General features: G+C 64.8%; 20 protein-coding genes. 16 read left to right on the top strand and 4 right to left on the bottom strand.

Features of this window, described 5'->3' with window-relative positions; translation table 11 throughout:
* Positions 1-3 precede the first annotated feature (3 nt).
* The 8 genes from hydA to AC07OK_RS17560 all read left to right on the top strand — a co-directional run bounded on the left by hydA (position 4) and on the right by AC07OK_RS17560 (position 11,496).
* The gene (gene hydA / locus AC07OK_RS17595) at positions 4-1,398 is read left to right on the top strand and encodes a dihydropyrimidinase (RefSeq protein ID WP_217942982.1); all 1,395 of its coding nucleotides are present in this window, start codon (positions 4-6) and stop codon (positions 1,396-1,398) included.
* A gap of 18 nt (positions 1,399-1,416) precedes the next feature.
* The gene (locus AC07OK_RS17590; RefSeq protein ID WP_494691519.1) at positions 1,417-2,652 is read left to right on the top strand and encodes a Zn-dependent hydrolase; all 1,236 of its coding nucleotides are present in this window, start codon (positions 1,417-1,419) and stop codon (positions 2,650-2,652) included.
* Between the two features lie 83 nt (positions 2,653-2,735).
* Entirely contained in the window at positions 2,736-4,409 is a 1,674-nt protein-coding gene (locus tag AC07OK_RS17585) for a putative bifunctional diguanylate cyclase/phosphodiesterase (protein WP_494691518.1), read from the top strand.
* 4 nt (positions 4,410-4,413) lie between these two features.
* Positions 4,414-5,775, top strand: coding sequence for a tetratricopeptide repeat protein (locus tag AC07OK_RS17580; protein ID WP_494691517.1), 1,362 nt, complete (start codon positions 4,414-4,416; stop codon positions 5,773-5,775).
* Between the two features lie 109 nt (positions 5,776-5,884).
* On the top strand, positions 5,885-8,710 hold the full coding sequence (locus tag AC07OK_RS17575; protein ID WP_494691516.1) for a xanthine dehydrogenase family protein molybdopterin-binding subunit: 2,826 nt from the start codon (positions 5,885-5,887) through the stop codon (positions 8,708-8,710).
* Positions 8,707-9,258 (top strand): (2Fe-2S)-binding protein, encoded by a 552-nt coding sequence (locus tag AC07OK_RS17570; RefSeq protein WP_494691515.1) that lies wholly within the window; start codon positions 8,707-8,709, stop codon positions 9,256-9,258. The genes AC07OK_RS17575 and AC07OK_RS17570 overlap by 4 nt, the downstream gene beginning before the upstream one ends.
* Positions 9,255-10,469, top strand: a complete 1,215-nt coding sequence (locus AC07OK_RS17565; protein ID WP_494691514.1) for a c-type cytochrome — start codon at positions 9,255-9,257, stop codon at positions 10,467-10,469. Before AC07OK_RS17570 ends, AC07OK_RS17565 begins: the two co-directional genes overlap by 4 nt.
* A gap of 187 nt (positions 10,470-10,656) precedes the next feature.
* A complete protein-coding gene (locus tag AC07OK_RS17560) occupies positions 10,657-11,496 on the top strand; it encodes a PEP-CTERM sorting domain-containing protein (RefSeq protein ID WP_494691513.1) in 840 nt (279 codons plus the stop codon).
* On the opposite strand, the gene AC07OK_RS17555 is transcribed toward AC07OK_RS17560, so the two are convergent.
* Both AC07OK_RS17555 and AC07OK_RS17550 read right to left on the bottom strand, forming a co-directional pair.
* Complete coding sequence (locus AC07OK_RS17555) at positions 11,487-13,250, bottom strand: allantoate amidohydrolase (RefSeq protein ID WP_494691512.1); 1,764 nt, start codon at positions 13,248-13,250, stop codon at positions 11,487-11,489. The genes AC07OK_RS17560 and AC07OK_RS17555 overlap by 10 nt on opposite strands.
* A 57-nt stretch (positions 13,251-13,307) precedes the next feature.
* Positions 13,308-14,243 carry a LysR substrate-binding domain-containing protein gene (locus AC07OK_RS17550; RefSeq protein ID WP_217942973.1) on the bottom strand — a complete coding sequence of 312 codons (936 nt, stop codon included), beginning with the start codon at positions 14,241-14,243 and terminating at the stop codon, positions 13,308-13,310.
* Positions 14,244-14,361: 118 nt separating this feature from the next.
* On the opposite strand from AC07OK_RS17550, the gene AC07OK_RS17545 reads away from it, so the two are divergent.
* From AC07OK_RS17545 to AC07OK_RS17535, 3 genes are read left to right on the top strand one after another with little or no spacing between them, the layout of a single operon-like run.
* A complete protein-coding gene (locus AC07OK_RS17545; RefSeq protein WP_494691511.1) occupies positions 14,362-15,579 on the top strand; it encodes a urate hydroxylase PuuD in 1,218 nt (405 codons plus the stop codon).
* A gap of 22 nt (positions 15,580-15,601) precedes the next feature.
* Positions 15,602-16,834 (top strand): M20/M25/M40 family metallo-hydrolase, encoded by a 1,233-nt coding sequence (locus AC07OK_RS17540; protein ID WP_494691510.1) that lies wholly within the window; start codon positions 15,602-15,604, stop codon positions 16,832-16,834.
* Position 16,835: 1 nt separating this feature from the next.
* On the top strand, positions 16,836-17,279 hold the full coding sequence (locus AC07OK_RS17535) for a thioesterase family protein (RefSeq protein WP_332851433.1): 444 nt from the start codon (positions 16,836-16,838) through the stop codon (positions 17,277-17,279).
* 1 nt (position 17,280) lies between these two features.
* Here the strand turns inward: AC07OK_RS17535 and AC07OK_RS17530 are convergent, their stop codons facing one another.
* Complete coding sequence (locus AC07OK_RS17530; protein WP_494691509.1) at positions 17,281-18,018, bottom strand: substrate-binding periplasmic protein; 738 nt, start codon at positions 18,016-18,018, stop codon at positions 17,281-17,283.
* Positions 18,019-18,104: 86 nt separating this feature from the next.
* Between AC07OK_RS17530 and AC07OK_RS17525 the strand changes: the two genes are divergently transcribed.
* Genes AC07OK_RS17525 through AC07OK_RS17515 form a run of 3 tightly spaced genes read left to right on the top strand, consistent with a single transcriptional unit; the run spans position 18,105 to position 21,581 of the window.
* On the top strand, positions 18,105-19,361 hold the full coding sequence (locus AC07OK_RS17525) for a paraquat-inducible protein A (protein WP_494691508.1): 1,257 nt from the start codon (positions 18,105-18,107) through the stop codon (positions 19,359-19,361).
* The gene (locus AC07OK_RS17520) at positions 19,354-20,985 is read left to right on the top strand and encodes a PqiB family protein (RefSeq protein ID WP_494691507.1); all 1,632 of its coding nucleotides are present in this window, start codon (positions 19,354-19,356) and stop codon (positions 20,983-20,985) included. The genes AC07OK_RS17525 and AC07OK_RS17520 overlap by 8 nt, the downstream gene beginning before the upstream one ends.
* Positions 20,982-21,581, top strand: coding sequence for a PqiC family protein (locus tag AC07OK_RS17515; protein WP_494691506.1), 600 nt, complete (start codon positions 20,982-20,984; stop codon positions 21,579-21,581). Before AC07OK_RS17520 ends, AC07OK_RS17515 begins: the two co-directional genes overlap by 4 nt.
* On the opposite strand, the gene AC07OK_RS17510 is transcribed toward AC07OK_RS17515, so the two are convergent.
* Complete coding sequence (locus AC07OK_RS17510; RefSeq protein WP_494691505.1) at positions 21,578-22,486, bottom strand: LysR family transcriptional regulator; 909 nt, start codon at positions 22,484-22,486, stop codon at positions 21,578-21,580. The two genes, AC07OK_RS17515 and AC07OK_RS17510, sit on opposite strands and share 4 nt — an antisense overlap.
* A 92-nt stretch (positions 22,487-22,578) precedes the next feature.
* Between AC07OK_RS17510 and AC07OK_RS17505 the strand changes: the two genes are divergently transcribed.
* Both AC07OK_RS17505 and AC07OK_RS17500 read left to right on the top strand, forming a co-directional pair.
* Positions 22,579-23,283 carry a histidine phosphatase family protein gene (locus tag AC07OK_RS17505; RefSeq protein WP_494691504.1) on the top strand — a complete coding sequence of 235 codons (705 nt, stop codon included), beginning with the start codon at positions 22,579-22,581 and terminating at the stop codon, positions 23,281-23,283.
* Between the two features lie 10 nt (positions 23,284-23,293).
* Complete coding sequence (locus AC07OK_RS17500) at positions 23,294-24,526, top strand: acyl-CoA dehydrogenase family protein (protein WP_494691503.1); 1,233 nt, start codon at positions 23,294-23,296, stop codon at positions 24,524-24,526.
* Positions 24,527-24,555: the final 29 nt, after the last annotated feature.

Here is a 24,555-nt window from a genome sequence, read left to right as displayed (position 1 = left end):
TCCATGACAACTATCATCCGTGGCGGCACCGTCGTCAATGCCGACCGGGCTTTTCGTGCCGATGTGCTCTGCTATGGCGACAAGATCGTCGCCGTCGGCGACAACCTGGATGCGCCGGCGTCGGCCAAGGTGATCGACGCCAGTGGCCAGTACGTCATGCCGGGCGGGATAGATACCCATACCCACATGAACCTGCCCTTCATGGGCACCGTCACGCAGGACGATTTCTACACCGGCACGGCGGCCGGCCTGGCCGGCGGCACCACCACCATCATGGACTTCGTGATACCGGCGCCGAAGCAGAACCTGATCGAGGCCTACCACCAGTGGCGCGGCTGGGCGCAGAAGGCCGCCGGCGACTACACCTTCCACGTGGCGATCACCTGGTGGGACGAGACGGTGCACCGCGACATGGGCATCCTGGTGCGCGAACATGGCGTCAACAGCTTCAAACACTTCATGGCGTACAAGAACGCCATCATGGCCGACGACGAGACGCTGGTGAAAAGCTTCCGCCGCTCGCTGGAGCTGGGCGCGATTCCGACGGTGCACGCGGAGAACGGCGAGCTGGTTTATCAGCTGCAGCAGGACCTGCTGAAGAAGGGCATGACCGGACCGAGCGCGCATCCGCTGTCGCGTCCACCGGCAGTGGAGGCGGAAGCGGCCAACCGCGCCATCGCCATCGCCAATGTGCTCAACACGCCGGTGTACATCGTGCACGTCTCCTGCGCCGAATCGCTGGACGCCATCACCCGCGCGCGCGCCAACGGCCAGCGCGTGTACGGCGAGGCGCTGGCCGGCCACCTGGTCATCGACGACAGCGTGTACCAGAGCGAGGACCTGGACTTTGCGGCGGGCCATGTGATGAGCCCTCCGTTCCGTAGCAAGCACCATCAGGCCGCGTTGTGGCATGGTCTGCAAGGCGGCAACCTGCACACCACTGCGACCGATCACTGCACCTTCTGCGCCGAGCAGAAGGCCGCCGGCAAGGACGACTTCACCAAGATCCCGAACGGCTGCGGCGGCGTGGAAGACCGCATGTCCGTGGTGTGGGACGCGGGCGTCAACAGCGGTTTGCTGACGCCGTCGGAATTCGTCAAGGTGACGTCGACCAACGCCGCGCAGATTTTCAATATGTATCCGCGCAAAGGCGTGATCGCCGTCGGCGCCGACGCCGACATCGTGGTCTGGGACCCGGAAGGCAGCCGCACCATTTCGTCGCTGACGCAGTTCGCCAAGGGCGGGTTCAATGTATTCGAAGGCCGCACCGTGCGCGGCATCCCGAGCACCACGCTGGCTGCCGGTAACGTCGTGTTCCATCGCGGCGTGCTGATGGCGGTGGAGGGCGCGGGCCGCCATATCGACCGTCCGTCGTTCAAGCCGACGTCGGCGCGTTAATTCAAGAGGAGCAAGGTAATGAGCGAAATGCGCATCAATGGCGACCGCCTGTGGGCGGCGCTGATGGAACTGGCACAGATAGGCGCCACCGCCAAGGGCGGCGTCAAACGCCTGGCCCTCACGGACCTGGACAAGCAGGGCCGCGACCTGGTGGTGGGCTGGGGCAAGCAGGCCGGCATGTCGATCACGATCGACCAGATCGGCAATGTCTTCATGCGCCGCGACGGCACCAACAACGCGCTGCCGCCGGTGATGACCGGCAGCCATATCGACACCCAACCGACTGGCGGTAAATTCGACGGCAACTACGGCGTGCTGGCCGGGCTGGAAGTGGTGCGCACACTGAACGATTTGAAGATCAAGACCGAGGCGCCGATCGAAGTCGCCTTCTGGACCAATGAGGAAGGCTCGCGCTTCGTGCCTGTGATGATGGGTTCTGGCGTGTTCTGCGGCGCCTTCAGCCTGGAGACGGCCTACGCCGCCAAGGACACCGAAGGCAAGACCGTCGGCGAGGAACTGGCGCGCATCGGCTACAAGGGCGAGCAGGTGCCGGGCGATCACCCCATCGGCGCCTACTTCGAAACCCATATCGAACAAGGCCCGGTGCTGGAGGACGCAGACAAGGTAATCGGCGTGGTGCCGGCGGTGATGGGCCTGTCCTGGTACGACTGCGTGGTGACCGGCATGGAAGCCCACGCCGGCCCAACGCCAATGGGCCTGCGCAAGGACGCGCTGCAAGTGTCGACCAAGATCATGCAGGAAGTGGTGGCCATCGCCAACCGCTACCCGCCGTATGGACGCGGCACGGTCGGCATGGTGCAGGTGTTCCCGAATAGCCGCAACGTGATACCCGGTGAGGTCAAGTTCAGCATTGACCTGCGCAACGTGAACGATGAACTGCTCAACACCATGCACGAAGAGATGTTGGCATTTATCGACCAAACCCGCAGCGAAACCGGCTTGCAGATTTCGATCGAACGTGTGTCCTACTATCCGCCATGCCCATTCCATCCGGAGTGCGTGGACGCGGTGCGCAACGCCACCGCCAAACTGGGATACTCGACGATGGACGTGGTCTCCGGCGCCGGCCACGACGCGATCTACGCCGCCCGGCTGGCGCCCGCCGGCATGATCTTCGTCCCTTGCAAGGATGGCATCAGCCATAACGAAATCGAGGACGCCAAGTCGGAACACCTGGAAGCAGGCTGTAACGTTCTGTTGCATGCGATGCTGGAGCGCGCCCGTATCGTTTGACCGCTGCCCGGCCGGAGGGCATACTGACTCGTAGTGGGCTACTCGGACCACAAGAACGGATCAGGGCTCTCCCGGCTTTTAACATGCAAGAACCACCCCCATCCCTGGCGACGCCCCTGGAGACAGCCTGCCTGACGGCCACGCTGGAAAGCATCTCCGATGCGGTCCTGATGCTGGACCGCAGTTGGAATATCCGCTACATGAACGGCAATGCGGAACGGCTGCTGAAAGTGCAGCGCCGCGAGGTGGCGGGCAAGAACGTCTGGACGGTATTCCCCGAAGCGATCGACGGCCCTTACTACCGCGCCTATCACCTGGCGGTGGAGACCAACAGCCTGGTGGAGTTCGAGGAGCATTACGCGCCGCTCGACCTGTGGACCGAGATCCGCGCGTATCCGTCGCAACAGGGCGTGACGATCTATTTCCGTGACATCAGCGAGCGCAAGGCCATCGAGGCGCAGATCCACAACATGGCCTTCTACGACAAGCTTACCGGCCTGCCGAATCGCCAGCTGCTGCTGGACCGCGCCGGTCATGCGCTGTCGCTGGGCCACCTGGGCGCCATGCTGTTCATCGACCTGGATAACTTCAAGACCATCAACGACACGCGTGGCCACGACAAGGGCGACATGCTGTTGCAGCTGGTGGCAGCCCGACTGCTTGCCGAAGTGCGCGAATGCGATACGGTAGCCCGTTTCGGTGGCGATGAGTTTATCGTGCTGCTGGAGGATTTGGGGAGCACCGAGAACGACGTCGCCAAGGTGGCGCAGGACATCGCGCTCAAGATCGTCCGCGCGTTCGCCGAGCCGTTCGTTATCGAAGGGATGGAACAATACAGCACGCCCAGTATCGGCATCACGGTTTTCAGCGGCGCTTGCGGCGGTGTGGACGAAGTGCTGAAGCGCGCCGACCTGGCCATGTACCAGGCCAAGGCGGCGGGGCGCAACACCGCATCGTTTTTCGATCCGACGATGCAGGCGCGCGTTAGCGCTCGGGCCGCGCTGGAAGCCGACATGCGGCGCGCCCTGGGCAATGACGAATTCGTGCTGCACTACCAGCCGCTGATGAGCGTAGACGGAACCATGGCCGGCGTCGAAGCGCTGGTGCGCTGGAAGCATCCGCAGCGTGGCCTGGTGCCGCCCGCCGAATTCATCCCGGTGGCGGAGGAATCGAACCTGATCCTGCCGCTGGGGCGCTGGGTGATGCGTGAGGCATGCAGCCGACTGGCGCAGTGGTCCGGCGACACGCGCACGGCCGGACTGGAGGTTGCGGTCAATGTCAGCGCCGCACAATTCCACCGGCCGGACTTCGTCGAACACGTGCTGGAAGTGCTGGCGCAGACCGGCGCCCGCGCCGACCGGCTGCGGCTGGAGCTGACGGAAAGCCTGCTGTTGAAAGATGTCGAGGGCACGGTAGGTAAGATGCAGCAGTTGCGCGCCGCCGGCGTCAGCTTCGCGCTGGACGATTTCGGCACCGGCTATTCGTCGCTGTCCTATCTGCACCGGCTGCCGCTGGACCAGCTGAAGATCGACCGTTCCTTCATCTGGAGCGCAGTCAAGGAAGACAGCGGCGCCGCGATCGTGCGCATCATCGTCTCGTTGGGCAAGGCGCTGAACATGTCGGTGCTGGCCGAGGGCGTGGAGACGCAGGAGCAGCTCAACTTTGTCATCGCCGAAGGCTGTCAGTATTATCAAGGTTATTTATTCAGCAAGTCACTGCCTGAGCCGGAGCTGCTGACACTCATCGCAGGCCTATAGTTCAATGCACTCAGATCCACGGCAAGCCTACCTCGATGGAAATCACCACATGGCCGCCGGCGACTTCGCCGCTGCGGAGCATTGCTTTTTGCTGGCACTGGTGCAGGAGCCCATGCATGGCGCCGCGCGCGCCAATCTCGGCTATCTGAAGGAGCAGCAGGGCGCGCTGGCGGAGGCGGAGTTCCATTATCTCCAGGCGATCTCGCTAATGCCCGACCATGCGCAGCTTTACCAGAATCTCGGCGTGCTGCTGTTGAAGGCGAAGCGCTTCGAGGAATCGGAGGCGGCGACGCGCATGGCGCTGGAGTTGGCGCCGGAATCCTTATCCGCGTGGAGCCAGCTGGGCGTGCTGCTGGCATGCGTAAAGCGTGAGCACGAGGCCGAGCAATGCTACCGCCGCGCGCTGGCGCTGGACCCGGCGCATGCGCGGACGCGCTTCAACCTGGCCTACGTGCTGCTGCGGCAAGGGCGCTTTGAGGAAGGCTTGCCCTTGCTGGAAGAGCGCTGGCAGTTCGATTCGTTGGCCCAGACCTTCGCTTACCCCCGCTGGGATGGTGAGCCTTTGCATGGCAAGTCGGTGGTGATTGTGCTCGAGGCGGGGCAGGGCGACATGATCCATTTCTGCCGCTACGCCGTGGAGCTGAAGGCGCGAGGAGCGTCGCGCGTCGCCGTGATATGCCACGCGCCGTTGAAGCGCCTGTTCGCCACGCTGCAGGACGTCGACCGGCTGTATGCCCTGGGCGATCCGCTCCCGGATGAGCCATGGGACTACTGGACGCATCCGATGCGCCTGGCCGCCACGCTTGGCGTCAGCCTGCCCAGCATGCCGGCCGCGACTCCTTACCTCACTGCGGAGCCAGAACTGGTGCGATTCTGGGCCGGCCGCCTGCCGCAGAAAGGCTTGCGGGTCGGCCTGGCATGGAAGGGCAATCCCGATTTCGAGAACGATGCCGACCGTTCGCTGCCGTCGCTAAAGACCTTGGCGCCGCTGGCCGCCGCGGGATCGGTGCATTTCGTCAGCCTGCAAAAAGGCAGGGGCGAGGAAGAGGCGCTTAACCCGCCCGACGGCATGTCGCTGTACGCGGCCGGCCCGCAGCTGCGCGACTTTGCCGACACCGCGGCCGTCATCGCCAATCTCGATCTGGTGATCAGCGTGGATACGGCGGTAGCTCATCTGGCGGGCGCCATGGGCAAGCCGTGCTGGCTGCTGCTGCCCGACTATCGCTGCGACTGGCGCTGGCTGACGGAGCGTAGCGATACACCGTGGTATCGGGCGATGCGCCTGTTCCGGCAATCCGCAGCCGGCGACTGGGCGCCGGTGATCGAGGCCGTCAGGCGCGAACTGGCCCTGTTGCGCGGCGATTAACTGTAGCGGCGCCCCGTTTGAAAGATGTTGACTCGTCCCCCGCTCTCTGGTCAACTAGATTACTCGAAAAAGAAGAAACGCTTGACCTGACTCTCTGAGAGGTTACAAGATGAATGGGGACATTACACGCCGCAGTTTCTTGAAGGCCAGCGTGGTCGCTGGTGTTTCTGTCTACATCGCGCCCTTGGGCGGCAAAGCGCTTGCCGCCCTGTTCGAGGAAAAAATCCTCACGCCAGTCGCCTGGGACGGCAAGGCCGGACTGGCCAAATTCCGTATCGACGGCCTGTCCAAGGTGACCGGCGCCAAAGTCTTCGCGCGCGACATCCGTTCGCGCGACATGCCGCACTGGCCGCAACAACAAGCCCACGCCCTGATGCTGCGCACGACCCGCACCGACGCGCTGTTTGACGGCATCGATCTGTCCCTGCTGGGGGAGGGCCTGAAGCCGGACCGCATCGTGACGGCGGAAGACCTGGTGCGCGACGGCGTCGCCTTCCCCAGTTTTTATGGCGCCGACATGCTGCTGCCAGCCGGGAAGCAGCCGGCCTATCTGGGACATGCGGTGGCGGTCCTGATCTTCAACGACTTCGCCCGCTTCCGCGCGGCCAAGGACGCGCTGCAGTTCAAGGAGGGCGTGGTGCGCTACGGCGCCGCAGCGCAGCCGATGGAACGCGACCCATGGGGCACCTTCCGCTTCGTGCGGGTGGGTGGCGCCACCTCGGCGGACATGGACGTTTTCTCCAGCCTGAAAAACGCGCCGGTGTTCCCCAGCGCGATGCGCAAGCAGCAGCCGGTCTGGCCGGACGGCGTAGAACACGGCAAGCTGGGCGAGCAGGGCATGTACTACGCCAACCAGATCAAGGAGGAACTGGATCGTCCGCCGGCCGACTGGCTGGTGCTGGAACGCGACTACAACACGCAGTCGGTGGACACGGCCGCGATGGAGCCGGACAACGCCAATTGCTGGTACGACGCCGCCGCGCAAACGCTGCACATGGTGGTGCCGACGCAGTCGCCGCAAGAGGTCATCGACAGCACGATAGAAATGCTCAAGAAGAGCAAGTTCCCGCTCAAGAAGCTGTTCCTACATCCGTGCTACACGGTGGGCTACGGCTCCAAGGATCACTACAATTTTCCGTTCTACGGCCTGATGACGGCGCTCTACGCGAACGGCGTTCCGGTGCGGCTGGCCAACGACCGCTACGAGCAGTTCCAGTCGTCGATCAAGCGCCATGCGTTCAAGATGAAGTACCGCATCGCGGTCGACCGCAAGAGCGCGATGCTGCAATCGTTCCAGGGATATTTTGAGGCCAACGGCGGCGGGCGCTGTAACTTCTCGCCATCGGTGGCGATGGTGTCGGCGACGGCCGCGCAGTCGATCTACTATTTTCCAAAGAACGATTTCGCCGCCGTCGCCATCGCTACGCGCGCCATTGACGCCGGCTCGGCACGCGGCTACGGCACCTTGCAGAGCATGGCCGCGACCGAAATGATGATCGATGAATTCGCGGAAAAGCTGGGACTGGACGCGATTGATTTCAGGCTGAAAAACGCGCTGCGGTCGGGGATGAAGAACACGCAGGGCGCGATTCCGGCCGGCGCGGTGCGGGTCGACGAGGTGCTGCAAAAAGCCAAGGTCCATCCGCTGTGGGCCGGCCGCACTAGCGCCAAGCGCGCGTTCGAGGCCGCGCATCCCGGCCACCGCTACGGCGTGGGCTTCGCCTGCGTGCAGAAGGACTTCGGCACCGGCGCCGAGAGTTCCTTCGCCAAGGTGCAGATCAACGCCGACGGCGTAATCGAGCTATCGCACAGCGGCACCGAGATCGGCACCGGCATGTCGACGTCGCAGGCGGTGGCTTGCGCCAAATGGCTGGGCAAGCCGGCCGGCCTGGTACATACCGCCGTCACCGAATGGGATGACCTGCCGGTGGTCAGCAGCGGCGATCCCTACATCATGAGCCAGGCCGACCAGGACAAACTGTCAGCTAACCCGCGCTGGTCGCCGACCTACAGTTCTCCCGCCAGCGCCACCAACTCGGCCTACTACTTCACGCACAGCACGCGCGAAGCGGCGCGCGTGGTCTTCATGCACGGCCTGTGGCCTGCCGCCATGGCCATCTGGAGCGAGGGCTATGCGGGCGGCCAGGCGGCATCGCTGGTGATACGGGTGGAGGATGCGCGCTGGGTCGACGGCAAGCTGTCCGCCGGCGGCCTGCAGGCGCTGTCGTACGAGCAGCTGGCGAGCAAGGCGCACGAGCTGGGATTGGTGACCGGCGCCACGGTGCACGTGTTCAACCGCTGGCAGTGGACCGAAGCGGAGTTCGACGTCAACGGCGCCGGCGTGCGCCTGCCGATAGACGGTCTGTCGTTGCGCTACGGCGACGGTGCGGACAAGGGCAAGAAGGCCAGCATGAGTTCCACCGGCGGCTACCATGTGCTGAACCGCAAGCGCGTGTTCATCCCGCCGGTGCAGCGCAATAACGCCACTGTCACGTATTACAGCGCGATTGGCACGCTGGTCGAATTGTCGGTGCATGAGGCCAGCGGCAAGGTCGAGCTGCTCAGCCATCATTCCATCATGGAGTGCGGCAGCATGCTGTCGCCGCAGCTGGTGTCGAGCCAGTTGCAGGGCGGGCTGGCGATGGGCATAGGCCATGCGCTATACGAGTACCTGCCGTTGTACGAGGACGGCCCGGGCAACGGCAGCTGGAACTTCAACCGCTACCAGCTGCCGCGCGCGCGCGATGTCGCGGTGTGGCGGCAGACGGCGGAGATCCTGCCGCCGTTGACGGAGACCGATACGCCCAAAGGCATTGCGGAAGTGGTGATGATTCCCGTAGTCGGCGCCATCGTCAACGGCATCGCGCACGCTATCGGCCACCGCTTCACCGACTTGCCGGTCACGCCGGAACATATCCAGGAGGTGCTGGCATGAGCATCGCGACCAAACCAATCACGCTCACCATCAACGGCAAGACGGTCGGCCCGTTGCCGGCGCCGGAAGGTGTGATGATGATCGACTTCCTGCACGAATACCTGGACCTGACCGGCTCCCGCCTGGGTTGCGGACAGGGCGTCTGCCATGCCTGCGTGGTGATCCTGGATAAAGCCGACGGCACCAGCGAGGAAGTCCGCTCGTGCATCACCGGCGCGCATTTCTTCGATGGTAAAAAAGTGCGCACGGTGGAGGGCCACGCCAAGTTGAACGACAAGGGCGAGGTGGTGGCGCTGTCGCCGATCCAGCAAAAATTCCTCGAACATTTCAGCTTCCAGTGCGGCTACTGCACGCCTGGTTTTGTGAACGCGGCCACGGTGCTGCTGGAGCGCTTGAAACGCACGCCGGTCAGCCGCGATCAGATCGACGAGACCATCACCGAAAGCCTGAATGCCCATATCTGCCGCTGCACCGGCTATGTGCGCTATTTCGAGGCGGTCAAGGATGTCGTGCTGAATACACCCGGCCTGGTGAAGGAGGGGAAATGATGAACCGCCATTTCTCCTTACGCGCGTCATTGGCGCTGCTGGCCGTATTGTCCGGCGGCGCGCAGGCTGCCGCAGGCAGCGATGCCGTCGCGCGCGGACGCTATTTGGTCAAGGCTGCCGATTGCGCCGCCTGTCACACGTCGGCCACCGGCGCGCCGTTTGCCGGCGGCGTCGAATTGAAATCCGACTTCGGCACTTTTTACGGCACCAACATCACGCCGGACAAGGAGCACGGCATCGGAAAATGGACCGCCGAGGAATTCTACGCGGCCTTGCGCGACGGCGTGGCGCCGGACCGGCATCTGTATCCGGCCATGCCCTACAGCTCCTACCGCTCGATGAGCCGCGCCGACAGCGACGCCATCTTCGCCTATCTCATGCAGATCAAGCCTGTGGCAGTGGCCAGCAAGGCCGCCGATCTCAAGTTCCCGTACAATATGCGCTTCGGTATGCGCTTCTGGAATATGCTGTTCTTGAAGGACACGCTGCCCGACGCTTCGTCCGGCCAGTCGCCCGCATATCTGCGTGGACGCTACCTGGTCAACACGATGGGGCACTGCGCGGAATGCCATACGTCGCGCGGTTCGCTGGGGCAGATGGATGGCGCAAAGCCGTTGGGCGGCAGCGCGCTGGCGCGCATCGCGGCGCCGGATATCTCGCCGGCCGGGCTGTCGGCCTCCGGATGGACGGCCGCCGACCTGGCATCGTTCCTGGGCACCGGCGTTGCACCGCAAGGCTCGGCCTACGGTGAGATGTTCGCCGTGGTCCACCTGAGCACCCAGCATTTGACGCCGGGCGACATGTGGGCAATGACCACCTATCTGCTGGGCGACAAACCCTTGCCGCCGCAGCCGCTGAAGCCCGCTGCGCCAACCGGCGATGCGGCGATCGATGCCGGCCGGCGTACGTACCTCGCCGTCTGCGCCGGTTGTCATGGCGTCGATGGCGGCGGCAAGCCGCATGTGGCGGTGGCGATGAAGGGCAATACCACCTTGCGCAGCGCCGATCCGCACAACCTGATCGCCGTCACGCTGGACGGCATCGAAGCGCAGCGTTTTGGCACGAAGGAAAACATGCAAGCGATGCCGGGCTTCGCCAACAAATTGAGCGACAAGGAAATCGCCGGCTTGACCAATTTCCTGCGCGTCAGCTGGGGCGGGCAGGCGGGCGCGGTGAGTGAGTCCCAGGTGAAGGAATTGCGGACGCCTTGAAGCCTCTGTCGGCATTCTTGACAATTGAAGGCGTCGCGGCGGCATCCGAAGCGCCAAGCCACTGACTTTATTGGTTTTACGTGTCAGGGCATACTTCCTGCATCGCGTCTCAACGGCCGGCAGTCCCGCCGGCGGTTGACCAGGGAGACGCGACATGAACATCCATTCCAGAATCCGGTGCGGCTGCATGCTTGGCGCAGTGCTTGCCACGATGGCTGCGGCGCTGCCGGCATCTGCCGCGCCGTTCTTCTTCAGCACCGGCGGCCCCGATGGCCGGATCGGCACGGCCACGCGGCCCAGCAGCGCCGGCAAGGTTGAAATCGAAACGGCGGACGATTTTATACTCGGCTCGCACACCAGCATCACCAGCGCAAGCTTCACCGGCCTGCTGACCGGCGGCGCCACGGCGGCCAGCATCGGCCAGGTGGTGGCGGAGATCTATCGTGTGTTCCCAAAGGACTCCACCAATCCGCCCTCTGGCCACGTACCGACGCGTACCAATTCGCCGTCCGACGTGGCGTTCGACAGTCGCGATAGTGGTGGTGGCTTGAGCTTCTCGGTCGCTACGCTGGGCGCCTTCAGCGCCGCCAACAGCGTCCTCAATGGCATCAACCCCTTGCCGGGGCAGACAACCGGTGGCGAAGGTCCGATCAGAGGCACCGAGGTGACCATCACCGTCAACTTTGGCACACCGTTCGATCTGCCGGCCGACCACTACTTCTTCGTGCCGCAGGTCGAGGTGACGGGAGGGGAGTTCTACTGGCTGTCGGCCGCGAAGCCCATCGCGGGCGGCACCGGTTCATTCGTGCCCGACCTGCAAAGCTGGATACGCAACGAACCGCTGGCGCCGGACTGGCTGCGCATCGGCACCGACATCGTCGGCGCGGGCGCCTTCAATGCTTCGTTCTCGCTGGCGGGCGCCACGGCGGTGCCGGTACCTGGCAGCATTGCGCTGCTGCTGGCCGGCGTGCTGCCGCTGGCGTTGGGGCGCCGCCGGCGCGCGCCGGCGGGCAGCGATCAGGCGTAGCTGCGCAGGAAATCCAGCAGCACATGGGCGGCGATGTCGGCATCATCGGCCGTCATCGTCTCCAGCGGATTGTGGCTGATGCCACCGTTTCCGCAGCGGGTGAACAGCATGGCCACATCGGTGATTGCGGCCATCGCCATCGCGTCGTGACCGGCGCCGGAAAGGAGGTCAAACCGCGGCAGGCCGGCGCGCTCGATGGCGGCGCCGAACTGCTGCATCAATCGCGGCGCGCACGGCGCTGCCGAGGCGTCGACGATTTGCTGCATGCTCACTTCCACCTGGCGCCGCGCGCAAATCGCCGCGATGCCGTCCAACACATCCTTCACCGCAGCCAGCCGCACCGCATCGTCGGCGGCACGTATATCCAGCGACAGCTTGCACGCGCCGGGTATCACGTTGACCGAACCGCCGGGCACCTGCAACTGGCCGACCGTGCCCACCAGCGATTCACCTTGCGCGCAGCGCTGCTCGACCAGCAGCACGATTTCCGCCGCCGCCGCTGCCGCATCCTTGCGCATCGTCATCGGCGTGGTGCCGGCGTGGCTGGCCAGGCCGGTCAACTCGACCAGGTAGCGCGAGCTGCCGGCGATGGCCGTTACCACGCCCAGCGCCAGGTCGCGCTCCAGCAGCACCGGGCCTTGTTCGATATGGACTTCCACGAAGCCGAGCAACTGCGACGGATCGCGCGCGATGGCGGGAATGCGCGCCACGTCGTGGCCGGCGGCCAGCAGCGCTTCGCGCATGGTGACGCCGTCGGCGTCGGTCTGGTCCAGCAGCGACAGGTCGAAGCGGCCGGTCACCGCGTTACTGCCCAGGAAAGTGCTCTTGAAGCGCACCCCTTCCTCCTCGGCGAAACCGACGATCTCGAAATGGAAGGGCAGCTTCTCGCCGCGCTGGTGCAGGTGGCGCACGATGGCGATCGGCAGCAGGATGCCGAGACGGCCGTCGTATTTTCCGCCGTTGCGCACGGTGTCGTAGTGCGAGCCGGTCATCAGCGTTTTCGCATCTGGTGCATCGGAGCGGTAGACGCCGACCACGTTGCCGACGGCGTCGATGTGCGCGTCCATGCCGGCTTCGCGCATCCAGTCCATCAGCTGCGCGGCGGTCTTGCGGTGCGCCGGCGTCATGTAGGCGCAGGTCAGGTCGAAGTCCGCGCTGGCGCTGTTGTCGGTGTCGCTCCATGCGCCGATGGTCTCGCACCACTGCATGATGGTCGGGCCGAAGTCCAGCGTTACGCCCAGCAGGTCGTTCAACCGCAGCTCCGCGATGCGCTTAATCTGGCGCAGACACTCGGCGATTTCGTCGGCGCGCTGGTTCTTCAGGCGGCGCGTAAAGGTGGCGATGATGGTGCGGCGCGTCAGCCCTTGTCCGTCCGGGCCTTTGACGGCCAGGATGAAGGGGAAGCCGAATTTGTCGTTGTAGTCCGCGTTCAGCTGGTGCAGGGTGGCGAATTCCTCGGCGCTGCACAAGTGCAGGCCGGACCTGGCTTGCTCGTTGGTGGATTCGGCCGTCAGCTGGCCGGAAACGGCGGCCTTGCCCGCCAGTTCGGGGTGGGCGCGGATCAGGCCCAGTTGCTCGTCCAGCGACGCGGCGCTGACCACCGCCTGCAAGGCCAGCTTGAGCGCGGTGGTGTTGGCGAAAGGCCGCTGCACCGCCGCCCGTTCCGGTATCCACGGCGAGTGCTCGTAGATGCCGCGCAGGCGGTCGGTGAAGGTGGCGGCGTCGCAGCTGTTTAGGTCGGAAAGTGTCGTCATAGCCTAGTGTAATCGCAACTGAGCCGCGCAGTTATATGCGCTATCCGCTAAGGGTTATTATTTGCCGAGCGCCTTGGCCGCCGTGGCGACCTGCTCGCGCAGCCACTTGTGCTCCGGCGCCTGGTGCACGCGCTCGTGCCACAGCTGGTAGAAGCGCATCGGCGGGAACTTGACCGGCACCGTGAACGTCTTCAGCGGCATGTTGCGCTCGTAGTAGCGCACGAACTGGCGGCCGGTGGTCAGCACCAGGTCCGTCTGCGTCAGCATGTAGGGGATCAGGCCGAAGTAGGCCGATTCGACCGCGACGTTGCGTTGCAGGCCCTGGCGCTCAAGGAAGTCGTCGATGACGCCGTGGTAGCCGGGCAGGATCTGCGTCGGCGCCACGTGGGGCAGGGACAGGTAGTCATTGATCGTCATGTCGTCGCTGCCGGTGCGCAGCGCATACGGGCAGTCGGAACGCATCACGGCGATGATCGGGTCCTCGAACAGCTTGGACATGTGCAGGTGCTCGGGCGGCTCGTCCCAGTTGGCGATGACCAGGTCCATGTCGCCGTCCGACAGCAGGCGAACGTAGTCGACGCCGGGGCCCAGGCCGTGGATCTTCACGCGGCTGTTGGGCGATCCGCGCCGCAGCAGCGCCACCAGGTTGGGCAGGAACTGGCTGTCCAGGTAGTCCGGCGCGGCGATGTGGAAGGTGCGCGCCTCTTCCTGCGGCACGAAGGGCGACTTTTTCAGGAACAGGTTCTCGGTCTCGTCGAGGATGCGCTTGGCCGGTATCAGCAGGCTTTCGCCGTGCTGGGTCGGCACCATGCCGCGCGCGCCGCGTACCAGCAATGGGTCACCGGTCAGCTCGCGCAGCTTGCGCAGCGAGGCGGAGATCGAGGGCTGCGGCTGATTCAGTTTGAGGGCGACGCGCGAGACGTTCTTCTCAACCAGCAGCAGGTAGAGGATGCGGATCAGGTGCAGATCCAGGTGTTGCGGCAGGGCGGCCATGAGAGTATTTCTGTTATACGGAATCGGATATGTTTAATATACTCTAATGTTCATGTGGTCGGCGTCAATTCCGTTTATCTTCTGTAAATTAGCCACACTCTTTACCCAGAAAGCTCCCATGGACTTATACGCCTATCTGATCCCGTACGGCCTTGAGTGGCTAAACCTGATCGTGCGCTGGCTGCACGTCATCACCGGCATCGCCTGGATCGGCGCTTCGTTCTACTTCGTCTGGCTGGATAATTCGATCCGTCCGCCCGCTCCAGGTTCGGAGCTGGCGAAGAAGGGCGTATCCGGCGAGCTGTGGGCGGTGCACGGCGGCGGCTTCTACAACCCGCAAAAATACCTGGTGGCGCCGGCCGAACTGCCGAAGGACCTGCACTGGTTTAAATGGGAGGCTTATTCCACCTGGCTGTCCGGCATTGCGCTGCTGACCATCGCCTACTACTTCAACGCCCAGGCGATGATGATCGATAAGTCGGTGGCCGATATCGGCAGCTGGCAGGCGATCGGCATCGGCGTCGGCACGCTGGTCGTCGGCTGGACCGTGTACGACCTGCTGTGCCGCTCGCCGCTGGGCCAGCGCGACCTGTGGTTCGGCGTGGTGGTGTTCGCGCTGATCGTCGGCGCCGCGTATGGCCTCACGCATGTGCTGAGCGGCCGCGCCGCCTACATCCACGTCGGTGCGCTGATCGGCACCATCATGGTCGGCAATGTGCTGATGCTGATTATCCCCGGCCAGCGCAAGATGGTGGAGGCCATGTCGGCCGGCCGCCTGCCGGACCCGATCCACGGCCAGAAGGCCAAGCAGCGCAGCGTCCACAATAACTACTTCACGTTGCCGGTGCTGTTCATCATGATCAGCAACCACTACGCGATGACCTACCGGAACGACCGCGCCTGGCTGGTGCTGGCCTTCATCATGGCAGCCGGTGTCTTCATCCGCCACTTCTTCAACCTGCGCCACAAGGGCCGCGTGGAGTGGCGCTATCCAGCCGTCGGCGTGGCGCTGCTGGTCGGCGTGGCGGTGGCGATTGCCCCGGCGCGTCCGGTCGCGGTGGCGGCTGCCGCCGACCCTGCGGCGCAATTCGGCAAGGTGAAGACCATCATCGACCAGCGCTGCGTGGCCTGCCACTCGGCCCATCCGTCGCAGCCCGGCTTTGCGACGGCGCCGGCCGGCGTCATGCTCGACAGCGCCGAACAGGTCCACCAGAACGCGGAAAAAATCTACAAGCAATCGGTCCAGCTGAAAGCTATGCCGCTTGCGAACCTGACCAATATGACCGATGCCGAACGGGCGCAGATCGCGACCTGGTTCGAGTCCGGCGCAAAATGAGAGAACAGCGGAGAGAACAGCGATGACGACGAACAAAGAACAACTGGCACTATGGATCGACGCGCACTTCGATGAAGAAGTCGGCGTGTTGCAGCAGCTGCTGCGCGTGCCGACCGATACCCCGCCCGGCAACAACGCGCCGCATGCGGACATGGTGGCCGACCTGGTCAAGGCCTACGGCTGGACCGCAGAAAAGCACGCGGTGCCGGCGCAGGTGGTGCAGGACTACGGCATGGAGACCATCACCAACCTGATCGTGCGCCGCCCGTACCAGGCCGGCGGTCCGACCATGGCGCTCAACGCCCACGGCGACGTGGTGCCGCCGGGGGACAACTGGACCTATCCGCCATATGGCGGCGTGGTGGAAGACGGCTACATCTACGGCCGCGCCGCAGCGGTCTCCAAGTGCGACTTCGCCACCTACATCTTCGCCACGCGCGCGCTGGAGGCGCTGGGCGTGCCGCTCAAGGGCGGTCTGGAACTGCACTTCACCTACGACGAGGAATTCGGCGGCCTGCTGGGACCCGGCTGGCTGCTGGAGCAGCAGCTGACCAGGCCGGACTTCGTCATCGCGGCTGGCTTCAGCTACAACATCGTCACCGCGCACAACGCCTGCCTGCAACTGGAAATCACGGTGCACGGCAAGTCTGGCCATGGCGCGATGCCGGAGACCGGCCACGATGCGCTGCAAGCGGCAACCCGCATCCTGAACGCGATCTACGACCAGCTGCCGGAACTGAAAAAGGTCAAATCGAAAATCCCCGGCATCGACTCCCCGACCATGCTGGTGGGCCGCATCGACGGCGGCACCAACACCAACGTGGTGCCGGGCAAGGTCGTGCTGAAGATGGACCGCCGCATGATTCCGGAAGAAGATCCGGTGGTGGTGGAAGCGCAGGTGCGCGCGCTGATCGAGAAAGCGGTGGAAGGACAGCCCGGCATCCGCCTCGAGATCAAGCGCTTGCTGCTGTCGCACGCGCTGCGCGAGCAGCCGGGCACCGAGAAGCTGGTGGCCAGCTTGCAGCAGAACGCGCAAACCTTCATCGGAGAGGCGATCCCCGCACAAGGCACGCCGCTGTATGCGGACGCCCGCCTGTACGGCGAGCAGGGTATCCCGGCGGTGCTGTACGGCGCCGGCCCGCGCTCCGTGCCCGAGTCCAACGCCAAGAAGGCCGACGAGCGCCTGCTGCTGGAAGACCTGCGTAAGGCCACCAAGGTGGTAGCATGCACGCTATTGGATTTCCTTGGAGGGTAAGATGTTTGAGAAGAAGATGATGGCCGGCTGGGGCGATATGGATTTCAACAGCCATATGCGCAATACAGCCTTCCTGGACAAGGCGGGCGATGTGCGCATGCTGTTCCTGTCGGAAAACGGCTTCCCGATGAGCGAATTCATGCGCCTGAAAATCGGCCCGGTGGTGATGAAGGACGAAATCGCCTACTTCAAGGAAGTCATGCTGTTGGAAGAGATCACCGTCACGCTGGGCGTGGCCGGCCTGTCCGAAGACGGCAGCCGCTGGTCGCTCAGCACCGACATCATCCGCGCCGACGGCAAGCTGGCCGCGCGCGTGACCAGCACCGGCGGCTGGCTCGATCTGGCGGCGCGCAAGCTGATTGCGCCGCCGGCCAACTTGCTCGCCACCTGGCAGTCGCTGGGCAAGACGGCGGACTTCCAGGAACTCAACACCAGTATCAAGTAGGCTATTTGGCCTCGTAGAACTTGTGGTGCAGTTGCGCCGGCACGCCGCGCGCAGCGATGCGCCTGGCGGCATCGGACAATACCGGCGCCAGCGCCGCGTTGTCCTTCCCCAGATAGATGTACAGCGGCAGGTCCTCCACCGAGGCGCTGCTATGGCCCTGCGCCAGCAGCGGCCTGGCCTCGGCGCTGATGCCGCCGTCGTCGAACACGCAGGCGTCGTCGCGCGCCGCCAGCACCATCTGCAAACAAGCCGCTTCGCTCTGCACATCGTGCGGCTGGATCGCCGGCTGCAGCGCCTCCAGCCGCTGCTGGTACAGATAGATGCCGCGTTTGTAGCTGACGGTCTTGACGCTCTTCGCCAACGATTCCCAGCTGGTGATGTCCTTGTCGGTGCGCGTGAAGATGCGCGTGCGGGAGACGATGAACGGTTCGTCGAGCCGCACGTAGTCCGGGTGCTTCTGAATGTAGCCTTTGACCCGGCCTACCTCGCCGTCGATATTGCCGGCGGCGAGCATCGCCTCGGCGCGGCGGCCCGGCAAGCTTTGCAGCGCGCAGCGTTGCCGGCCGGCGGCGCACAGTTGCTGAAGGTAGGCGCTGGCGTACAGGAACAGCGGCGAAGTCTCTTCGTGGGAGGTGCCGAACACCAGTTCCTTCCCTGTTTGCGCATGCGCGCAGCCGGCAACGGCCAGCGTTGCTGCGATCAGGATGTTGGACTGGCTGCGGAACATGGTTACCTTCATTGCCGATGCATTTGAGGCGGCGATTTTAGCGGATTATGGTATCGATTGTCGTATCATAGGGCCATTATTGAATAAACGGCCAGCCAGTGCATCGATATGATTTAATCAGTTGTCACGATTGCGGCGTACTGCACAAGCGGCGCCCGGTGCTGCCGCGCGAGAAAGCGCGCTGCGTGCGCTGCCGTTCCATCCTTTATCGCGGCATCCACTCGGACGTCAACCGCATGGCGGCCATCACCTTGGGCGCCATCTTCACCTTCCTGATTGCCCAGTTTTGCCCCATCGTTGAACTGGAGGTGGGCGGCTACTCGTCCAGCGCCACCTTGTTTGGTGCGATACGCGTGCTGTGGACGGAGCAGATGCAGCTGGTGGCGGTGCTCGTGTTTCTGTTCACGACGCTGTTGCCGGCGGTGGAACTGGGCGCGCTGCTGTACGTGACGCTGGCGCTGCACAATGGCATGCGGCCGCGCGGCTTCGACCATCTGCTGCGCGCCGTCGGCGCAGCGCGGCGCTGGGGCATGACGGAGGTGCTGATGATCGGCATCCTGATCACCATCGTCAAGATGACCAGCCTGGCGCACGTAGTGGCGCAACCGGGCCTGTTCGCCTTTGGCGCGCTGACGCTGATGCTGGCGATCGTCACTTCGTTCGATCCGCAGATGCTGTGGAATATCGGCGAGCACTTGCCGGGACCGCGCCGTCCGGCGCAGGCGGAGTTCCGCTACACGGCGCACACCCGCCTGGCCGCCTGCCACAGCTGCGGCCTGGTGGCGCAGCACCAGCCGGCCGCGCACCAGCATTGCGCGCGCTGCGGCGCCGTGCTGCACCGACGCCGTCCCGATAGCGTGGGCCGCACCTGGGCCTTCCTGCTGGCGGCCACCATCCTCTACATTCCCGCCAACCTGCTGCCGGTGATGTACACGCACTCGCTGTTCGGCAAGGAGGACGACACCATCATCAGCGGCGTGGTCTACTTCTGGACCAGCGGCTCGCCGGCGCTGGCGGCGATCATCTTCATCGCCAGCATCGTGGTGCCGGTGCTGAAGCTGGCGGCGTTGTCGCTGCTGGCGCTGACGGCGCAGCAGCGCTCGCGCTGGCGGCCCTTGCAGCGCACCATGCTGTACCGGATCGTGGAGTTTGTCGGCCGCTGGTCGATGCTTGATATTTTTGTGATTACCCTGACGGTGGCGCTGGTGCGCTTCCAGTCGCTGGCCGTGATCACCGCCGGTCCCGGCGCGCTGGCGTTTTGCGCAGTGGTGGTGCTGACGATGATCGCGTCGATGCAGTTCGACCCGCGCCTGATCTGGGACCCAATCGATTCAAATGGAGAGAACCATGCCTGAAAACGAAGGCGGCGCGCCGCCGCTGCCCGAGCCGAGAGTGGAGAAGGCCAATCGCTGGCTGCCTTCGCTGGTGTGGTTGATCCCCTTGCTGGCCGCCTTGATCGGCCTGGCGCTGGTGGCCAAGTCGGTGATGGACCAGGGGCCGACGGTGACGGTGAGCTTCCGTAGCGCGGACGGGCTGGAGCCGGGCAAGACCAAGGTCAAATACAAGGACGTGGATATTGGCCTGGTGCGCACGATCACGCTGTCGCGCGATTTGTCCAAGGTGCTGGTGCTGATCGACATGAGCAAGGAAGCCAAGCGCTTCACCGCCGCCGATACGCGCTTCTGGGTGGTGCGGCCACGGGTGGGCGCGAGCGGCGTTTCCGGCCTGAGCACCTTGCTGTCCGGCGCCTACATCGGCGTCGACGCCGGCAAGTCGGAGGACGTCAAGGAGGAGTTCACCGGCCTGGAAAAGCCGCCGCAGGTGGCCGGCGACGACAAGGGCAGCAAGTTCTCCTTGCATGGCGAGAGCCTTGGCTCCATCGATGTCGGCTCGCCGATCTTCTACCACCGCATCCAGGTGGGGCAGGTGGTCGGCTTCGACCTGGACGAAAAGGGGCGCGGCGTGAAAATGACGGTGTTCGTCAACGCACCGTACGACCAGTACGTCGGCAAGAACACGCGCTGGTGGCATGCCAGCGGCGTCGATGTGCGGCTCGATTCGAACGGCTTCAAGGTCAATACGCAGTCGCTGGCGGCGTTGCTGGTGGGCGGCATCGCCTTCGAGAGCATGAGTGGCCAAAAGCCGGACCAACAGGCGGCTCCCGGCACCGATTTTCCACTGGCCTCCGACCAGGCCAGCGCATTGCGCGAACCGGATGGCGTGCCGATTACCACGGTGCTGTATTTCGACCAGTCGCTGCGTGGCCTGTCGCCGGGCGCGCCGGTGGACTTCCGCGGCATCGTGCTGGGCGAAGTGCGCTCGGTCGGCGTGGAGTTCGATCCGGTGAAGAAGAGCTTCCGCATGCCGGTGACGGTGGACATGTATCCGGCGCGCCTGGGCCGCAGCTTCCAGCAGTCGGTCTCCAGCGACCAGGATCGCAACGCCGGTCCAGTGGTGTTGGAGCGCATGGTGGCGCGCGGCCTGCGCGGCCAGCTGCGCACCGGGAACCTGTTGACCGGCCAGCTGTACGTGGCGCTGGACTTCTTCCCGAGCGCGCCGAAGGTCAGTCTGGATGTGGCGCAGTATCCGCTGGAGGTGCCGACGGTGCCGAACAGCCTGGACGAGCTGCAGACGCAGATCGCCAGCATCGCGCGCAAGCTGGATCAGGTGCCGTTCGGCGAGATCGGCAACAACCTGCGCGACACGCTGAAGAGCGCCAACGTGCTGCTCAAGCAGATCGACGCGCAGGTGGTGCCGGAGATGAAGGACACGCTGGGCGCGGCCCGCAAGACCTTCGGCGAAGCCAACCAGCTGCTGCAGAAGGACTCGCCGGTGCAGTCCGACCTGCGCGAGGCCTTGCAGCAGCTGACGCAGACGCTGCAATCGCTGAACGCGCTGTCGGATTATCTGGAGCGTCATCCCGAGTCGCTGTTGCGCGGGAAGGCGAACAAGCAGGACACCAAGGGAGAACCTAAATGAAGCGCTATTCAACCGCGCTGGCCATGGCGGCCGCGATGCTGCTGGCCGGCTGCGCCGCCGCGCCGCCGGAGCACTTCTACAGCCTGAGTAACGGCATGGGCGTGCCGGCGCCTGCCGTCAAGCCGGCGGGCTACTACATCGAGTTGCCGGCGGTGACGGTGCCGCAGCAGGTGGCGCGCTATCAACTGGTGGTCAGCACCGAAGCGGGGCGCATCGATCTGCTGGAGCATGAGCGCTGGTCGGCGATGCCGGCGTCGGAGCTTGGCCAGGCGCTGTCGCTGGCGATCACCGGTGAGCTGGGAACGGTGGACGTGTTCCGCACACCGACGGTGGACGGCGCGCCGGTCTACCGCATCAGCACCAACGTGCAGCGCTTTGAATCCGCGCCCGGGCAGTATGCGCTGATCGATGCGGTGTGGAGCGTGCGCCTGGTCGGCAGCAGCAAGGTGCTGACCTGCCGCAGCGTCGCCAACGAGGCGGTCGGCGGCGGCTATGACGCACTGGTGGCCGGCCACCGCCGCGCCGTCACGCGCATCGCCACCGATATCTCCAAAGCCATCCGCGCGCTGGCCTCCGGCGCCAATGCAGGCTGCTAGTCCGCAGCCTGCATGGCCTGCTTGATTTGCCCGCGCAGCCATACGCTGGCTGGATCGGTGTCGATGTTGGTGTGCCAGTACAGGTAGATGTCCAGCGACGGCATCGTCAAGGGGAAGGGCAGGATCTGGTTGCCGAACTGCTGGTTGACCACGCGCGCCAGACGCTCCGGCATCGTCAGCGCGAGGTCGGTCTGGCTGACCGCGCGGCAGGCGGCGAAGTAGTGCTGGCAGCGCAGCCGCACGCGCCGCTGCAATCCCATGCGGCTCAGTTCAAAGTCCTCCAGCCCCGGCCCGCGCCGGCGTGAGCTGGTCTGGATGTGCTCCAGTTTCAAATACCCGTCCAGATCCAGCGCGCCGCTCACCAGCGGGTGATCGCGCCGCACCAGCACCACCGTCTGGTCGGTCGCCAGCAGCGTGCGGCGGATGTCGTTCGACAGCGGCAGCAGGATGTCGATGGCGGCATCCAGGCTGCCGGCCGCCAGTTCGCTTTCCAGCTCGCGCCGGCCTACCTGCATGGTGTTCAGTCCCACCGTCGGCGCTTCGTCGGCCACGCGCGCCATCAGCGGCGGCAGCACGCTCGCCTCCAGCACATCGCGCAGCGCCAGCGAGAAGGTGCGTTCGCTGGTGGCGGCGTCGAAACGCTCGGCGCCGTTCAGCGTCACTTCAAAGCCGCGCAGCGATTGCCGCACCGGGTCTATGATGGAGCGGGCCAGCGGCGTCGGCACCATCACGTGGCCCTGGCGTTCGAACAGCGGATCGTCGAACAACTGGCGCAGCCGGTTCAGCGCGTGGCTGATGGCGGGCTGGGTCAGGTTCATCTTCAGGCTGGCGCGGGTGATGCTGCCTTCCGCGTAGATCGCCTCGAAGACAATGAACAGGTTGAGATCGACCTTGGATATATGCATGAAATTTATTCGGCCCAATTAAAACTATTCATTTGATGAATTATAGGCCGGACGTTAAGCTGGTGCTTGTTTTGATCTGGAGCTGGAAGAAAATGGGACAAATTTATCTGGTGCGCCACGGGCAGGCTTCGTTCGGCAGCGCCAATTACGACCAGTTGTCGACGCTCGGCTACGAGCAGGCGCGCTTGCTGGGGCAGTGGTATGCCAACAGCCGCCAGTCCTTCCAGCGCGTGGTGGTGGGCGGCATGGCGCGCCATCGCCAGACCGCCGACACCTGCCTGGCCGAGCTGCCGAAAGCGCAGCTGGTCGATACCGACTGGATCACCGACCCCGGCTTCGCCGAATTCGATCACCTCGAAGTCTTGCGGCGCCACTGCCCGGAGGTGGACGACGCCGCCGCCTTCCAGCAGATGCTGGCGCAGCACGAAGCGCCGCAGCGCGCGCTGGAGCATCTGTTCCGCGCCGCCATGCAGCGCTGGATGAGCGGCTGGCACGACGACGACTACAGCGAGACGTGGCCGGAATTCCGCCGCCGCTGCGTGGCTGCGCTGGAGCGGCTCGATACCGAAGGCAGCAAGCAGGCCACCATCGTGTTCACTTCCGGCGGCGTGATCGCCACGCTGATGCAGCACCTGCTTGGCTTGCAGGACTACCAGGTGATGGAGCTTAGCTGGGCATTGGCCAATTGCGCCGTCACCAAGCTGCTGCAGCGTCCCGGCCAGTTCACGCTTAATTACCTGAACAACTACTCGCACCTGGAATGGCTGGGCCAACCCGGCGCCGTCACCTACCGATAAGGACCGCATCATGGACTTCGATTACAGCCCGAAAGTAAAGCAACTCCAGGCCCGGCTGACGGCCTTCATGGACGAGCATATCTATCCGAACGAAGCGCGCTTCCACGCCGAGATCGACGCCAACCGCGCCGCCGGCGACGCCTGGGTGCCGACCGTGGTGATGGAAGAACTCAAGCTCAAGGCGCGCGAGGCGGGGCTGTGGAACCTGTTCCTGCCCGATTCCAAGCACGGCGCCGGCCTGACCAACCTGGAATACGCGCCGCTGTGCGAGATCATGGGTCGCGCCGTGTGGGCGCCGGAAGTGTTCAACTGCTCGGCGCCGGACACCGGCAACATGGAAGTGCTGACCCGCTACGGCACCGAGGCGCAGCAGCGCGAGTGGCTGGAGCCGCTGCTCGATGGCCGCATCCGTTCCTGCTTCGGCATGACCGAGCCGGACGTCGCCTCGTCCGACGCCACCAACATCGCCAGCTCCATCGTGCGCTCGGGCGACGAGTATGTGATCAACGGCCACAAGTGGTGGTCCTCCGGCGGCAACGACCCGCGCTGCAAGGTCTTCATCTTCATGGGCAAGAGCGATCCCGATAACCCCAACCGCCACGTGCAGCAGTCGATGATACTGGTGCCGCGCGATACGCCGGGCGTGAACGTGCTGCGCCACCTGCCGGTGTTCGGTTTCGACGACGCGCCGCATGGTCACGCCGAAATCGTGTTCGACAACGTGCGGGTGCCGGCCTCCAACCTGCTGCTGGGCGAGGGCCGCGGTTTCGAAATCGCCCAGGGCCGGCTCGGGCCTGGCCGCATCCACCACTGCATGCGTTTGATCGGCCTGGCTGAGCGCGCGCTGGAGCAGATGTGCAGGCGCAGCTTGAGCCGCGTCGCCTTCGGCAAGCCGGTGGCCGAGCAGGGCGTGACGCTGGAGCGCATCGCCGAGTCGCGCATCATGATCGACCAGGCGCGCCTGCTGGTGCTCAACGCCGCCCACATGATGGACACGGTGGGCAACAAGGTGGCGGCCAAGGAAATCGCCATGATCAAGGTGGCGGCGCCGGCGATGGCCTGCAAGGTGATCGACTGGGCGATCCAGGTGCAGGGCGGCGGCGGCATGGCCGATCCGTTCCTCGCCTCGGCCTACGCCGGCGCGCGTTCGCTGCGCCTGGCCGACGGCCCGGACGAAGTGCACCGCAGCCAGATCGGCAAGATGGAGCTGGCGCGCTACAAGGCGCCGCGCGCTGCCAAATAGGGCAATCTGCGCCCGGCTAGCGGGCTGTA

The organism is Duganella sp. GW821-FHT07G03 (assembly GCF_059418605.1).
The sequence above is the reverse complement of the archived record's forward strand: the minus strand, read 5'-3'. Positions and strand labels throughout refer to the sequence as shown.